Below are 14,121 nucleotides of genomic sequence, written 5' to 3'. Positions count from 1 at the left end.
AAGGAACGGCCCTATCAAGGATAGCCCGTGAACCTGAACGTCAGCCCATAGAGCCCAGCAGGGCATCCACCCGCTCGTCGACGCTCCGGAAGGGATCCTTGCACAGGATGGTCTGGTGCGCGCGGTCGTTGAGTTTCAGGTGCACCCAGTCGACCGTGTAGTCCCTGCCCAGTTCCTGGGCGCGGCGGACGAAATCGCCCCGCAGTTTGGCCCGGGTGGTTTGCGGCGGAACGTCCACGGCATCTTTGATCACGGTGTCGTCCACGACCCGGCGAACCGCACCCCTTGACTGCAGGATGTAGTACAGCCCCCGGCTCCGGGAAATGTCATGGTAGGTAAGATCCAGCTGGGCGATCCTGGGTGCGTCGAGCCCCAGGCCGTGCCGCTGCCGGTAGTTGTCCATCAGTTTTTTCTTGATGGCCCAGTCGATTTCCGTGTCAATGGTGCTGGTGTCACCGCTTTCGATCGCGTTCAAGGTCCGCTGCCACAGATCAAGGATGAACGGAACGTGCGGATTGTGGGCCCCGTGTTCCTGGACAAAGACCGTGACCTTGGTGAGGTACTCCTGCTGGATCTCCAGCGCAGTGAGCTGGCGGCCGTTGGCCAGGCGGACCAGTGCCCTTCCGCTGAGGTCGTGGGAAATCTCGCGGATGCTGCGGATGGGATTTTCCATCCTCATGTCCCGCATGATCACCCCCGCCTCGATCATGCGAAGGATGAGGTCCACGGTTCCGACCTTGAGCAATGCGGTGGTTTCAGACATGTTGGAGTCGCCCACAATGACATGGAGCCGGCGGAAGAACTCGGCGTCGGCGTGCGGTTCGTCGCGGGTGTTGATGATGGGCCGTGAGCGGGTGGTGGCCGAGGATACGCCCTCCCAGATGTGGTCTGCCCGCTGGGAAAACGCATACGTGGCCCCGTGCGGAGTCTTCAGGATCTTTCCTGCCCCGGCGATCAGCTGGCGGGTTACCAGGAAGGGGATCAGGATCTCCGCGAGCCGGGAGAATTCGCCGCGGCGCGGGATGAGGTAGTTTTCATGGCTGCCATAGGAGTTGCCGGCCGAATCGGTGTTGTTCTTGAACAGGTAGACAGTGCCGTTGAACCCTTCCGCTGCCAGCCTTGCCTGCGCCTCGTCAACGAGGTCGTCCAGGATCAGCTCACCAGCGCGGTCGTGCGCGATGAGCTGTGCCAGGTCGTCGCATTCGGCCGTGGCGTACTCAGGATGCGAGCCGACGTCGAGGTACAGCCGGGAACCGTTGGTCAGGAACACGTTGGATGACCGTCCCCAGCTGACCACCTTGCGGAACAGGTACCGGGCCACCTCTTCCGGGGCCAACGGCCTCGAATCAGGGCTCGAATACGAGATTCCGAACTCGGTCTCGATACCGAAGATTCTCTTGTCCATCTCAGTCCTCCTCAGCAAGCAGCGCCGTGATATCAGCATCGTTGAGCCGCCGGAAGGCCCTGCGGAAACCCCGGGAGGTCTCCGACTGCCTGTCCAGGACGGCGACTTCCACGGCCTTGGCGGGAAGGGTTCCTCCCGCTTCGCCCTGCTCAGCGGCCTGGTCGGCGCTGCTGGACAGGCCGCTCGTAGCCAGGCGGACAGCACCAGCGAACCTCAGAGACGGTCGCCAGCCCTCGGCGATGACCGCAGAGACACGTTCCGCCTGGCCGCCCATGACGATGAATCCGTGCTCGTCAGCGATGGACCCGTCGAATGTGAGCCGGTAGAGGTGGTCCAGTTCCGCCGTGGTCCCAACTTCGGCCACCGCGAGTTCCACTTCAAAGGGTTTCTGTTCGGCGGTGAAAACAGCGCCGAGGCTTTGCGCGTAGACGCTGGCGAGCCCCCGCGCCGTGACATCCTCGCGGTCGTAGGAGTAACCACGGACATCCGCGTAGCGCACCCCGGCCTGGCGCAGGCTTTCGAATTCGTTGTATTTGCCGACGGCGGCAAAGGCGATTTTGTCGTAAATCTCGCCGATTTTGTGGAGTGAGGGCGAAGGGTTTTCGGCGACCAGGGCGATGCCGTCTTGGCAGCTGATGACCACCACGGACCTGCCGCGGGCGATGCCTTTCCGTGCGAAGTCCGCACGGTCCTTCATCAGTTGTTCAGGCGAGACATAAAACTGCTGCGTCATCTCAGGCCTCCCGCCGCTCGGCCGACCGGGCTTCGATAATCCTGCCCGCCACAGCGGCGAGCTCGGATTCGGGGATACGCCGTGCGCCGTCCCTGTTCACGGTGTACACCACCGGCCACAACTGGCGGACGGGATCCGGACCGCCGGTAGCGGAGTCGTCGTCGGCCGCGTCGTAAAGGGACTCGACCGCTACGGAGACGGCCTCGGCTTCGGCCAGGTTGGGCCGCCAGAGCTTCTTCAGCGCACCGCGGGCAAACACGGAACCGGAGCCCACAGTGTGATGCTCGCGTTCCTCGTACCGGCCGCCGGTGACATCGTAGGAGAAGAGCCGGCCCACGCCGGCAGTGGTATCGAAGCCGGCAAACAGCGGCACAACGGCGAGTCCCTGCAGGGCCATTGGCAGGTTCCCTCGGATCATTGCCCCGAGGCGGTTGGCTTTGCCGTCGAGGCTCAGCAGGGTGCCCTCGATCTTTTCGTAGTGCTCCAGCTCCACTTGGAAGAGCCGCGTCAGGTCAATCGCGATACCTGCCGTGCCGGCGATCCCCAGCACCGAATACCTGTCGGCCGGAAACACCTTTTCGATATGCCGGCTGGCAATGACGTTGCCCATGGTGGCCCGCCTGTCCCCGGCCATCAGGACGCCGCCACCATAACTCATCGCGACGATGGTGGTGGCATGGGGCACCTGCAAAGGAGCCGCCCCAGCTGCTACAGGCATGGCCCGGTTGTACGGAAGCAGGTCCGGCCGGTCGCGCTGCAGATGCTCGGTGAATGAAGATGTCGCGTTGCCGGCTACCTGGTTAGCGGTTGTTTCCTGCACTGATGCACTCCTTGTACGTGGTCCCTCAACGTCGGTACAGATTCCGGCCGGACGCGGCTTCCGCCACCCATCCGGTTCCGGGTTACTGGCCGCCCTTTTGGACGAAGGCGCGCACGAATTCCTCGGCATTGGATTCCAGGACGCCGTCGATTTCATCGAGGAGGTCGTCGACGCCCTGGGTGGCGGCGGATGCCTGGGCTTCCGGGGCCGCCGGAGGAGCCTCGGGGATCTCGTCCTCGACCTGGCTGTCGTGTGATTGTGGCTTCTGCTGCTCCTGGCCTGCCATGGTGATCTCTCCTCTAAAATCCTCGGATCCGGGTGGATCTGCTGATACGCCCATATTGCCACGCCGTCCGTCCGACGGCGCGGTTTACGCCGCAGGCGGAGCGGTGTTTTGCCCCAAAAGTTCGGCGAGGAACGGACCTGCCGTCCGGTGGCGCGCAAACAGCCCTCCCGTGAGGGCCTTCGTGCCGCGCAGGGGTTCCCGGGTTGGCACGCGCTGGAGCCGGCCGTAGCCCGGCACATCGAAGATGACCGAGTCCCAGCTGGCCCCCACCACGTCCTTCCCGAAGCTACTGATACACCGTCCGCGGAAGAAAGCACGCGTGTCCGACGGCGGTTCGGTCATCGCTGCGGCAATGGCACCGTCGTCGACGATCCGCTGCATGCGGTTCCTTGCCAGGAACCGGTAGTACAGCCCCTTCTCCGGCCTGATGTCTGCCCACTGGAGGTCCACAAGGCCAAGCCTTGCGTCGCCCCAGGCAAGGTTGTCGCGGTTCCGGTAGCCGTCCAGGAGGGACAGTTTGGCCAGCCATTCCACGGAGGTGGCCGCCGCGTTCCTGTCGGAATCGAGCTGGGTTAGCGTGGCAGCCCAGCTTTCCAGCACGTCATGCGTATGGCCGTCCCCGTCCACGGCATCGGAAACGCCGGTGTCCTGAGCCAGTTTTGCCGCCGCCTCGTGGTAGATCCACTGCAGGTCCAGGGCCGTCACGCGGCGCCCGTCCAGAAGCCTGAGTTTGGCGGTCAGCGACGTATCGTGGCTGACCGTCTGCAGGGCCGCGACGGGTTCGTGGACCTCCACCTTGGGCGCCAATCCGGCTTCGATCAGGCTCAGGACCATGGCCGTGGTGCCGAACTTGAGATAATTGGAAGTTTGGCTCAGGTTGGCGTCGCCGATGATCACATGCAGGCGCCGGTACTTGTCGGCGGTGGCGTGCGGCTCATCCCGGGTATTGATGATGGGACGCCGGATGGTGGTTTCGAGGCCTACTTCGGCCTCGAAGAAATCCGCCCTCTGGCTGATCTGGTAACCGGGCGTGGAGCTGTCCTGCCCCAGGCCCACCCGGCCCGCGCCGCACATGATCTGGCGTGTGACGAAGAACGGTGTGAGTCCCCGCACGATGTCCCCGAAAGGCACCGAGCGCGGCATGAGGTAGTTCTCGTGGGAACCGTAGGAGACGGATTTGTTGTCAGTATTGTTTTTGTACAGGTTGACCGGGGGCAGCTCCGGATCGGCGGCCAGGCGACGGACGGCCGCCAGCGCTACGAGGTCCCCGGCCGCATCCCAGATCACCGCATCGCGCGGGTTGGTCACCTCGGCACTGGAGTATTCCGGATGGGCATGATCCACGTAGAGGCGGGCTCCGTTGCCCAGGACCATGTTCATCAGGAGGCTGCCGGACTCGTCGTCGCCGTCCAATTCCAGTTCCTCGCGGCCGTAGGCAAGCGCCACCGCTTCCGCGTCGAGGACTGGCGGCTGGTCCGTCAGCTGGCTGGGGTGGGCCGAGGCCCGTTCCAGGGTCCAGCCGCGGGCGTCGTGGAGTGGCTCCTCGTCCGTATAATCCCACCGGGTTTCCGCCCCTCCGGCTGCCCTTTGCCGTGTCACCTGCGCATACGCCTGGACAACACGGGCGGACATCATGGTGGCGTTTGCACCCGGCGCCGAGGGGGCGTGGATGCCGTATTCCGTTTCCGCCCCCATGACTCGCATGGCCCCGCCGGCCGGGAGCCCTCCCCCGCTGGCGCGTTCCGCGGCAGCCGTCACAGGTACTGTCCCGTGTTTGGCATCGTTTCGATGGACTTGCCAGGCTCCTGGCCTGCCTTCCCCTGCACGATGGTGCGGATGTAGGTGATCCGCTCCCCCTTCTTGCCTGAGATCCTCGCCCAGTCGTCCGGGTTCGTGGTGTTGGGCATGTCCTCGTGCTCGCGGAACTCATCCACCACGGCACGCAGCAGGTGCTCGATCCGAAGACCTTTCTGGTGCAGGGTGAGGAGATCCTTGATGGCGTACTTCTTGGCCCGGTCCACAACGTTCTGTACAACGGCGCCCGAATTGAAGTCCTTGAAATAGAGCATCTCCGTGTCGCCGTTGGCGTAGGTGACTTCCAGGTACTCGTTGGACTTCTCCGTGGAGTACATGGCTTCAACCGTGCGCTGGACCATGGCGTCCACCGTCGCCTGGACGTCGCCACTGTGTTCGGCGAGGTCGGACTCGTGGAACGGCAGGTCCGTGGTGATGTATTTGTTGAAGATGTCTGCCGCGGCCTCTGCGTCTGGGCGCTGGATCTTCACTTTTACGTCGAGCCGGCCGGGACGGAGGATGGCGGGGTCGATCATGTCTTCGCGGTTGGATGCACCAATCACAATGACGTTGTCCAACCGCTCCACGCCGTCGATCTCGCTCAACAGCTGCGGGACGATGGTGGTTTCGACGTCAGAGGAGATTCCGGTTCCGCGCGTACGGAACAGCGAATCCATTTCATCAAAGAAAACCACCACTGGGCTGCCGTCCGAGGCCTTCTCCCGGGCTCGGGCGAAGATCAGCCGGATGTGGCGTTCCGTCTCGCCCACGTATTTGTCCAGAAGCTCCGGGCCCTTGATGTTGAGGAAGTAGCTCTTCAGGTCCACATTGCCGGACCGCTCCGCCGCGCGGGCAGCAAGCGAGTTGGCGACAGCCTTCGCAATCAGGGTCTTGCCGCACCCTGGCGGGCCGTACAACAGAATTCCCTTGGGGGCTTTCAGCCCATGTTCCCGGTAGAGGTCCGGGTGCAGGAACGGCAGTTCCACTGCATCCCGGATCTGCTCGATCTGCGGACCAAGGCCGCCGATATCCTCGTAGGTGATGTCGGGGACTTCTTCGAGGACCAGGTTTTCCACCTCGGAGCGGGGCACTTTTTCGAGAGCGTAACCGGTACGCGAATCGATGGACAGGGCGTCCCCCACCCTGAGCTTTTCGGTGAGCAGTGCTCCGGACAGCCTGATGACACGCTCTTCATCGGCCCTCCCCACCACCAGCGCGCGGTCTGTTCCGAGCATTTCCTTCAGGGTTGCGAGTTCACCGGCGCGTTCGTAGCCGAGGCCGGCAACAATGAGCAGTGCTTCGTTGAGCAGGACTTCCTGGCCCACCGCCAGCTGGTTGATGTTGACCAGGGGGCTGATGCCCACCCGCATCTTCCGGCCGGCGTTGAAAATATCCACCGATTCCTCGGTGGCAGCCTGGCCGCTGCTCCCCGGCGAGGGCAGCCGCCTGGGGTTGAGCTGGAGCACTGTGCCGAAGCTGTAGGGGGGCTGGCCCTCCTGGTCCAGGGCATTTTTCAGCCGCAGGATCTCGGCTTTGGCCGCTTCCAGCATGCTGACCAGCTTGGCGTTGTTCTGCGTGGCGGCAGCCAACTGGCGGTCAATGTGCCTGAGTTTGTCGCGGAGGACATTGGCCTGTCGGTCCGCAGCCGACAGTTCGTTGGCGGCGGACTGCTCCGCCGGTGTACGTCCGGAGTCCTGATTCGGCGTCTCCATGGTGCATCAGCCCCTTCCTGCTCTTCTTCTTTAGACCTTAGCCCCAAGTTGGCAGGTACTGCTGGAGACTCCCGAAATGTGGACTAGTTCGTGATCTCCGGTTCGTCCTTGACGTTGGTTCCGGCGATGGCATCCCGCGCGGCCCGGCGGAGCTTCTTGTCGGAGACCAGGCGTTCGCCGACGGCACCCGGGGTCCAGGCGTTGACGTCCTCTTCGTTGAACCCGGTCTTCGAGGGGCGGCGCTTGACGGAGATGCCGGTGACGCCGTCGGCAAGGCGGCGGGTGACCAGCAGGAAGCCGGTGTGGGCCACCATGCGGTGGTCCGGACGGACGGCCAGGCCCTCCAGGTGCCAGCCGCGGACCATGGATTCCCAGGCATCGGGTTCGGTGAAGCGGCCGTCAGCCCTGATGGCCTCCGCGGTCCGGGACAGCTGGGTGACCGTGGCCACGTAGTTGATCCAGACGCCGCCTGGCGCGAGAACGGTGGCAACGGCGTCGAGGCATTCCCAGGGTGCCAGCATGTCCAGCACTACACGGTCCACGGACCCGGGCGCCTCGGTGCGGACTACTTCCTCCTGGAAGTCACCGAGGGAAATCTTCCACGCCGGGTGCGGGCCGCCAAAGATGGTTTCCACGTTCCCGCGGGCGATGTCCGCAAATTCCTCACGGCGTTCGAAGGAGTGCAGGTAGCCGTTGTCGCCAACGGCCCGGAGCAGCGAGATGGACAGTGCGCCCGAGCCAACGCCGGCTTCAACTACCCTGGCGCCGGGGAAAATATCGGCCATGGTGACGATCTGGCCTGCGTCCTTCGGGTAGACCACTGCGGCGCCACGCGGCATGGAGAGGACAAAATCCGAGAGGAGCGGGCGCAGCGTCTGGTACTGCTGGCCGACGTTGTTCACAACGACTGAGCCATCAGCTTGTCCGATGATCTCGTCGTGGTTCAGGAAGCCCCTGTGCGTGTGGAAGGCGCCGCCGCTTTCAAGGGTGATGGTGTTCATGCGGCCGCGCTCGTCGGTCAGCTGGACCCGTTCCCCTTCGCGGAAAGGTCCGCGGCGGCGGGCAGCCCCCACCGGCTGGGTGCCATTGGCAGCCCCACCTGTGGTGGACGGCGCTGTGGTGGATGGTGCTGCGGCTTCGGCGACAGATTCGCTGCTCATGGATTTTCCTCGCTCCTGTAAAACTGTGGGGCCACGCATCGAAAAAGGTCCGTCCGGTGCGGCGCAGGCCTCCGGGCGGCCACGCGGCGGCAATGCACGGCCGGCACGTAACTCTACCGGCTTTGACCCTGCGGATGCCTATTCGACCGGTCAGCCTTACCGGTGATGGCGGCCACCACCGTGTTCTGAGCCAGAAGGCCGGTGACGGTGCCATGGTGGTCCACCACTGCGTATTCGTGTCCGTCCAGCTGGGAAAGGTACTGGATAAGTTCCTGCCCCTGCGACGATTCAGGCACGTAGGCTCCCGCGGCGAGGGCATAGGACACGGCGGTAGCAGGAGTGGAACCGGCCGCGTCGTCAGGAACAGCGGCGAGGGCGCCGGCGTCCACAACACCCTGCGGGCGTCCATCCGGGCCGCAGACCACAACTGCCCGGGACCCTTCCTGTGAGAGCCTGCGGATGTCCGCCACGGTTGCGGTGGTGGGAATCCCGACGGCGGGCGTCGCCAGGGCAGCGGCGCTGACCAGGTGCATCCTTCCGCGCAGGGTGCCCTGCTGGATGGACGCGCTGGCACCCATCCACAGGAAGCCGCCGACGAGGACGGTGATCATCAGTAGGCTGAAATCGGGCGCATCACCGGCCAGCAGCGGCCGGGCCACGAACCAGAAACCCAGCGCCACCACGATGACGCGGCCGGCCCAGCCGGCGGCGACGGTGCCTTTGGCTTGGCTCCCGGTGGCTTTCCACACGGCGGACTCGACGATCCGTCCGCCGTCCAGCGGGAGTCCGGGCAGGACGTTGAAGATGCCGATGACGAAGTTGGCCCACATAAAGATGTTCGTGAGGATCTCTGCCACGGTGCCCATGCTCGTGGTGGAAAGGAGTACCCAGGCACCGCCGGCTAGGACCAGATTGGCTGCCGGCCCTGCCAGGGCCACGATGACCGAGCGCGCCGGCGTCGCCGTGAAGTTCTCAAACTGGGTGTGGCCGCCCCAGAGATTCAACACGATCTTCTGCGTGGGCCAGCCGTAGATCTTGGCCGTGAGGGCGTGCGCCAGTTCGTGGACCAGGACGGAGATCAGGAGCAGCAAGGCGTAAGCGAACGCCATGTAGTACGCGGAGATGCCCAGCGCCGGATTCTGCTCCAGCAGAAGGGGCCCGTAGACAATGACGGTAAAGGCGGCGATCACGAACCACGAGTAGGCCAGGATGATCGGAATTCCGGCGATCCTGCCGAGCGGTATTCCTTCGCGGCGTGCGGGAGCGGGCTGGGAAGTCATGGCCGGCTCCCCGTCATGGGCACGGCAGACCCGGCCGTCGCGGCGGCCAGGCTGCGCGCTGCGATGGCCTCCAACTCGGAAACGGTTCGACCGGCCAAGGACTCCCAGATGATGTGCCTGGGATCTTCGGGGATCGGGACAATGTGCGGAATGGCCACGGTGGCGACGCCCGAGGCCACAGCAGCGGCCACTCCTGGTGCCGAATCCTCCAGGGCAACGCAATGATCCACGGTCAGATCCGGGTCCGCTTCCTGAAGCAGCCCCACTGCCTTCAGGTACGCTTCCGGGTGCGGCTTGCCCTGGGTGACAGTGTCCCCCGTGACCAGGAATTCAAAGTAGGGCCTGGGCAGGCTGTTCACAATTTCGCGGGCCAACGGCTCCTCCGACATTGTCACCAGCGCACACCGCACACCGGCGCGGTGCAGGTCATCCAGCAGTTCCCTGGCCCCGGGACGCCAGGGAACAGTGCGCTGGACGCTCCTGATGACCTCGGCGGTCAGCGTGTCGATGATCTCCCGGCGCTCCAGCCGGACGCCGGCCGCTTGGAGGATTCCGGCCGAATAAGTCAGTGACTGTCCCACGAGCTGCATGGCCTGCCCATGCGACCAGGTGCCGCCGTGGGCTTCCACGAGGGCGTGCTCGGCGGCAATCCAGTAGCGCTCCGTGTCCACAATGGTGCCGTCCATATCCCAAAGAACGGCTCGGAGCGGGGAAATGGAGGGTACGGATTGCATGGTGCCAGTCTACGGGGCGCACCTGAACGCCAGCCGGTGGATACGCCCTCGGCGAATATCGGCATATCCGTCAGGCGCCCACGCGCCGCGGCGCGCTTTTTGGCCCTTCATTCAATGCATCCCGCCGGTTCTTGGACGTAGGGTGATGAGATGAATAGCTTCGACGGAGACACCGCGGAACCGGGTGCCGCACCTGAACCGGAGCAGTTCCTGCTGCCAGTGGCGGACGGGGAGCGCATTACTGTGATGCTGGCCGCATTTGAAGGCTGGAATGATGCCGGGGAAGCCGCGAGTGATTCGTTGCGCTATCTCAACCGGGTCTGGGGCGGCAAGAAGGTCGCGTCCATTGACGCCGACGAATACTACGATTTCCAGTTCACCCGTCCCACGGTCCGCCGGAACGCCTCGGGGGAACGCAAGATCAAGTGGCCATCCACGCGGATCTATAAGGCCAGTGCGCCGGATTCGAATGTGGACGTCATTTTCGTACAGGGCATCGAGCCGTCCTACAAGTGGCGGGCGTATACGGCGGAGCTGCTGGTCCACGCAGAGGCGCTGAAGGTGGACTACGTGGTCCTGGTGGGAGCCCTTCTGGCTGACGTTCCGCACAGCAGGCCGATTCCGGTCAGCACCTCCTCGGATGACGCCGTGCTGCGGGAGCGCCTCAACCTTGAAGCCTCCCAGTATGAGGGTCCCGTCGGCATCGTCGGAGTCCTGTCCGAAGTTTCGCTGCTGGCCGGCCTTCCCACCGTTTCCCTCTGGGCAGCCGTCCCGCACTACGTGGCACAGGCCCCGTCACCCAAGGCGCAGCTGGCTCTCCTGCACCGGGTCGAGGAGCTGATCCAGGTCCCGCTGGACACCCACGAACTGGCCGAAGAGGCCGCCGCGTGGGAACGCGGCGTCGATGAGCTGGCGACTGAGGACCCGGAGATCGCCGCTTACGTCCGGCAGTTGGAAGAGGCAAAAGATACCGCCGATCTTCCTGAGGCAAGCGGGGAATCCATCGCGCGGGAGTTTGAGCGCTACCTCAAGCGTCGGGGCCGGGACAAGCCCTAAAGCACGACGCCAAGCAGGGCATCCAGAGCGTCACTAACGAGCGCCTGATCATGCTGGCTGCCCGCTGCCGCGGCGGAATCCGCTGCGGCAGCCCAGCGGTCGATAGCTTCCAGGGCAGCCGGTGCGTTCAGGTCAGCGGCAAGGGCGGACCGCATCTCGGCGATCAGGCGGGACGCCGATCCTTCCGGCGCGGTGGCAAGTGCGCGGCGCCACGCAGCCAGCCGGTCCTTAGCACCCTCAAAGCCCTCCGCGGTCCAGGACCAGTCTGACCGGTAATGGTGGGCCAGGATGGCCAATCGGATGGCGGCCGGATCTTCACCTGCGGCCCGAAGTTTGGAGACCAGGACCAGGTTGCCCTTGGACTTGCTCATCTTTTCGCCGTCCAGGCCCACCATGCCCGCATGGGCATAGTGCTGGGCCAGCGGTACTTCGGCGAGGGAATATGCGTGACCGGCACCCATCTCGTGATGGGGGAAGATGAGGTCCGAGCCGCCGCCCTGGACAGTGAAGGGTGCGGGCAGGTAGCGCTGGGCGATGACCGTGCATTCGATATGCCAGCCAGGCCTGCCCTGGCCCAGCTCGCCGCCTGGCCAGCTCGGCTCGCCGTCGCGGGCCACGCGCCAGAGCAGGGGGTCCAGCGCCTGCCGCTTGCCGGCCCGGCCTGGGTCGCCGCCGCGTTCGGCGAACAGTTCAAGCATTTCGGCTTCACCGAGGCCGGAGATTGAGCCCAGGGTCCAGGCGTCAGGGGCGACGGTCTGCTTGCCGGCGGCTTCGACGTCGTAGTAGACGTCGCCGTCGGGCTCCCCGGCTGTTCCGGGCACGCGGTAGGCCAGCCCAAGGCGGACCAGCCGCTCAATGGCCGGAACAATGATGTCAACTGATTCAACGGCACCCACGTAATGGTCCGGCGAAAGGACGTTCAGGGCTTCCATGTCGGTCCGGAAGAGTTCAATCTGGCTCGCGGCCAGGTCCTGCCAGTCCACGCCGGTGGCAGTCGCTCGCTCCAGCAGGGGGTCGTCGACGTCGGTGACGTTCTGGACGTAGGAAACGTGTTGGCCGGCGTCACGCCAGGCCCTGTTCAGCAGGTCAAATGCCACGTAGCTGGCCGCATGGCCCATATGGGTTGCGTCATAGGGAGTGATCCCGCAGACGTACATGGATTGCTCTCCCCCGGCCCGGAGTGTGACTTCACTCCCCTTAGCTGTGTCGAAAAGCCGGATGGCAGGCATGGCGCCGGGCAGCGCAGGGACAGGGCGGGAGGTCCAGGATTTCACAGCCTAAGCCTACGGCTAGGCACTGATGACATTGAAACCGAGCAAAAGATACAAGGCCAGGCCCAGGAAGATCCGGTACCAGACGAAGAGCCGGTAGCTTCGGGTGGAAATGAACTTGAGGAACCATCCGATGATCACATATCCCACCACCAGGGCGATGACGGTGGCCAGCGCCGTCTCCGGCAGGCCATACGGCCCGGTGATGCCATCCTTGGAGACCACCTTGTACAGCTGGTAAAGGCCGCTGCCGAACACGGCCGGGATCGCCAGGAGGAAGGAATACCGCGCGGCGGCTTCGCGCGTGTAGCCCATCAGGAGACCCGCGGTGATGGTGCCGCCGGATCGGGACACGCCGGGAATAAGAGCCAGCGCCTGGGCGAAGCCGTACAAAATACCGTGCTTGTAGGTGAGCTGGGTGAGGTCCCTATCCTGCTTTCCGATGGCGTCGGCCACGGCCAGGAAGAGCCCAAAGACGATCAGCATGGTGGCTACCAGCCACAGGCTCCTCAGCACCGACTCAATCTGGTCCTGGAACAGCAGACCCAGCACGATGATGGGGAGGCTTCCCAAAATCACCAGCCAGCCCATGCGGGCGTCCGGGTCCTGGCGGGAGACCTTTCCGGTCAGCGATCCCGCCCACGCCCTGACGATCCGCACGATGTCACGCCAGAAGTAGATCACCACCGCCGTTTCAGTACCCAGCTGGGTGATGGCGGTAAACGCGGCCCCGGGATCGGATGCGTTGGGCAGGAATTGCCCCACAATCCGCAGGTGCGCGCTCGATGAAATCGGTAGAAATTCGGTCAGTCCCTGCACTAGGCCCAGCAGGGCCGCCTCAAACCAGTTCACGCTAAGACCCTACGTCATTGACCCTGTTGATTCCCCGTAAGCTTGCAGCTATGCAGCAGCGTTACGTCGGCAACAGTGGATTGCGAGTCTCCGCCCTTTCCCTCGGCACCATGTCTTGGTCCGGCGATACCGACGAACAGGACGCCTCGGAGATATTGCGGACGTTTGTCGATGGTGGCGGAAAACTCATAGATACCGCGGCGTCATACGCCGATGGCCGCGCAGAGGCGATGATCGGATCGCTCCTCGGTGACGTTGTCTCCCGCACCGAAGTCTGCATTTCCACTAAAGCGGGGATGTCGACGTCGGACGGCCGCCTCACGGTGGATACGTCGCGGAACGCGATGCTCTCGGGCCTGGACGCCAGCCTGGCGAGGCTGGGGACTGACTACGTGGATATATGGTTTGCCCAGGCGTGGGACGGCAACGTCCCGCTGGAGGAAACCCTCTCCGCGCTTGAATTCGCGCTCCGTAGCGGACGTGCCCGCTACGCGGGAATCTCCAACTTCAACGGGTGGCAAAGCGCCAAGGCAGCGGCGGTGGCCGGGTTTCCGCTCGTAGCCGCGCAGGCTGAATATTCACTGCTGCAGCGAAAGGCAGAAGCGGAGCTGGTTCCCGCCGTCGAAGATGCAGGGCTGGGGCTGATGGCCTGGGCGCCGCTGGGACGCGGCGTCCTGACCGGCAAGTATCGCGGCGCCATCCCCGGGGATTCCCGGGCAGCCAGATCAGACTCGGCACCCTACGTGGAGCCGTATCTGGAGGCGCAGCCGTCCAGCGTGGTGGAAGCAGTGGCCATGGCGGCCAAGGGCCTGGGCCGGACGCCGCTGGATGTTTCGCTGAGCTGGCTGTTGTCCCAGCATGGTGTGGCCACGGCCATCATCGGGCCCCGAACTCCCGTGCAGGCCAAAGAAATCATGGCCGCTCAGCTGACCCGCCTGCCGCCTGAAATCGCCTGTGCCCTTGAGGACGTTTCCCTGCCCGGCTGACACGCCGGTCAGGGCCGCAGCTGTTGGACGTT

General features: G+C 64.5%; 13 protein-coding genes. 2 read left to right on the top strand and 11 right to left on the bottom strand.

Translation table 11 applies throughout. The features are described 5' to 3' along the window. Window positions 1-40 precede the first annotated feature (40 nt). From pafA to ACZY0Q_RS02665, 9 genes are all read right to left on the bottom strand, one after another. Window positions 41-1,405 carry a Pup--protein ligase gene (gene pafA / locus ACZY0Q_RS02705; RefSeq protein WP_463914372.1) on the bottom strand — a complete coding sequence of 455 codons (1,365 nt, stop codon included), beginning with the start codon at window positions 1,403-1,405 and terminating at the stop codon, window positions 41-43. Window position 1,406: 1 nt separating this feature from the next. Next, entirely contained in the window at window positions 1,407-2,138 is a 732-nt protein-coding gene (gene prcA / locus ACZY0Q_RS02700; protein WP_463914369.1) for a proteasome subunit alpha, read from the bottom strand. 1 nt (window position 2,139) lies between these two features. Continuing rightward, window positions 2,140-2,958 carry a proteasome subunit beta gene (gene prcB / locus ACZY0Q_RS02695; RefSeq protein ID WP_463914366.1) on the bottom strand — a complete coding sequence of 273 codons (819 nt, stop codon included), beginning with the start codon at window positions 2,956-2,958 and terminating at the stop codon, window positions 2,140-2,142. Between the two features lie 82 nt (window positions 2,959-3,040). Continuing rightward, complete coding sequence (locus ACZY0Q_RS02690; protein ID WP_056339984.1) at window positions 3,041-3,244, bottom strand: ubiquitin-like protein Pup; 204 nt, start codon at window positions 3,242-3,244, stop codon at window positions 3,041-3,043. 84 nt (window positions 3,245-3,328) lie between these two features. Then, window positions 3,329-4,948 carry a depupylase/deamidase Dop gene (gene dop, locus ACZY0Q_RS02685; protein ID WP_463916224.1) on the bottom strand — a complete coding sequence of 540 codons (1,620 nt, stop codon included), beginning with the start codon at window positions 4,946-4,948 and terminating at the stop codon, window positions 3,329-3,331. 50 nt (window positions 4,949-4,998) lie between these two features. Continuing rightward, window positions 4,999-6,750 (bottom strand): proteasome ATPase, encoded by a 1,752-nt coding sequence (arc, locus tag ACZY0Q_RS02680; protein ID WP_463914363.1) that lies wholly within the window; start codon window positions 6,748-6,750, stop codon window positions 4,999-5,001. An 83-nt stretch (window positions 6,751-6,833) separates the two neighbouring features. Continuing rightward, on the bottom strand, window positions 6,834-7,910 hold the full coding sequence (locus ACZY0Q_RS02675; RefSeq protein WP_463914361.1) for a tRNA (adenine-N1)-methyltransferase: 1,077 nt from the start codon (window positions 7,908-7,910) through the stop codon (window positions 6,834-6,836). Window positions 7,911-8,023: 113 nt separating this feature from the next. After that, complete coding sequence (locus ACZY0Q_RS02670; protein WP_463914359.1) at window positions 8,024-9,190, bottom strand: site-2 protease family protein; 1,167 nt, start codon at window positions 9,188-9,190, stop codon at window positions 8,024-8,026. Further along, window positions 9,187-9,924 (bottom strand): HAD family hydrolase, encoded by a 738-nt coding sequence (locus tag ACZY0Q_RS02665; protein WP_463914356.1) that lies wholly within the window; start codon window positions 9,922-9,924, stop codon window positions 9,187-9,189. The genes ACZY0Q_RS02670 and ACZY0Q_RS02665 overlap by 4 nt, the downstream gene beginning before the upstream one ends. 150 nt (window positions 9,925-10,074) lie before the next feature. On the opposite strand from ACZY0Q_RS02665, the gene ACZY0Q_RS02660 reads away from it, so the two are divergent. After that, a complete protein-coding gene (locus ACZY0Q_RS02660) occupies window positions 10,075-10,980 on the top strand; it encodes a PAC2 family protein (RefSeq protein WP_056339966.1) in 906 nt (301 codons plus the stop codon). Here ACZY0Q_RS02660 and mshC read toward each other — a convergent pair. Both mshC and ACZY0Q_RS02650 read right to left on the bottom strand, forming a co-directional pair. Continuing rightward, on the bottom strand, window positions 10,977-12,254 hold the full coding sequence (gene mshC, locus ACZY0Q_RS02655; RefSeq protein WP_463914352.1) for a cysteine--1-D-myo-inosityl 2-amino-2-deoxy-alpha-D-glucopyranoside ligase: 1,278 nt from the start codon (window positions 12,252-12,254) through the stop codon (window positions 10,977-10,979). The two genes, ACZY0Q_RS02660 and mshC, sit on opposite strands and share 4 nt — an antisense overlap. A 15-nt stretch (window positions 12,255-12,269) precedes the next feature. Beyond that, window positions 12,270-13,103, bottom strand: coding sequence for an undecaprenyl-diphosphate phosphatase (locus tag ACZY0Q_RS02650; RefSeq protein WP_185260546.1), 834 nt, complete (start codon window positions 13,101-13,103; stop codon window positions 12,270-12,272). 50 nt (window positions 13,104-13,153) lie between these two features. On the opposite strand from ACZY0Q_RS02650, the gene ACZY0Q_RS02645 reads away from it, so the two are divergent. Then, window positions 13,154-14,089 carry an aldo/keto reductase gene (locus ACZY0Q_RS02645; protein WP_463914349.1) on the top strand — a complete coding sequence of 312 codons (936 nt, stop codon included), beginning with the start codon at window positions 13,154-13,156 and terminating at the stop codon, window positions 14,087-14,089. Window positions 14,090-14,121: the final 32 nt, after the last annotated feature.

The sequence above is a fragment of the Pseudarthrobacter lactosi genome (genome assembly GCF_055412785.1).
This window is presented reverse-complemented; position numbering and strand designations above follow the sequence as displayed.

Bases quoted from the DNA above. Each gene is read 5' to 3' on its own strand.
- pafA (WP_463914372.1), bottom strand. From the start codon at position 1,405: ATGGACAAGAGAATCTTCGGTATCGAGACCGAGTTCGGAATCTCGTAT.
- prcA (WP_463914369.1), bottom strand. From the start codon at position 2,138: ATGACGCAGCAGTTTTATGTCTCGCCTGAACAACTGATGAAGGACCGT.
- ACZY0Q_RS02690 (WP_056339984.1), bottom strand. From the start codon at position 3,244: ATGGCAGGCCAGGAGCAGCAGAAGCCACAATCACACGACAGCCAGGTC.
- dop (WP_463916224.1), bottom strand. From the start codon at position 4,948: ATGCGAGTCATGGGGGCGGAAACGGAATACGGCATCCACGCCCCCTCG.
- arc (WP_463914363.1), bottom strand. From the start codon at position 6,750: ATGGAGACGCCGAATCAGGACTCCGGACGTACACCGGCGGAGCAGTCC.
- ACZY0Q_RS02675 (WP_463914361.1), bottom strand. From the start codon at position 7,910: ATGAGCAGCGAATCTGTCGCCGAAGCCGCAGCACCATCCACCACAGCG.
- ACZY0Q_RS02670 (WP_463914359.1), bottom strand. From the start codon at position 9,190: ATGACTTCCCAGCCCGCTCCCGCACGCCGCGAAGGAATACCGCTCGGC.
- ACZY0Q_RS02665 (WP_463914356.1), bottom strand. From the start codon at position 9,924: ATGCAATCCGTACCCTCCATTTCCCCGCTCCGAGCCGTTCTTTGGGAT.
- ACZY0Q_RS02660 (WP_056339966.1), top strand. From the start codon at position 10,075: ATGAATAGCTTCGACGGAGACACCGCGGAACCGGGTGCCGCACCTGAA.
- ACZY0Q_RS02645 (WP_463914349.1), top strand. From the start codon at position 13,154: ATGCAGCAGCGTTACGTCGGCAACAGTGGATTGCGAGTCTCCGCCCTT.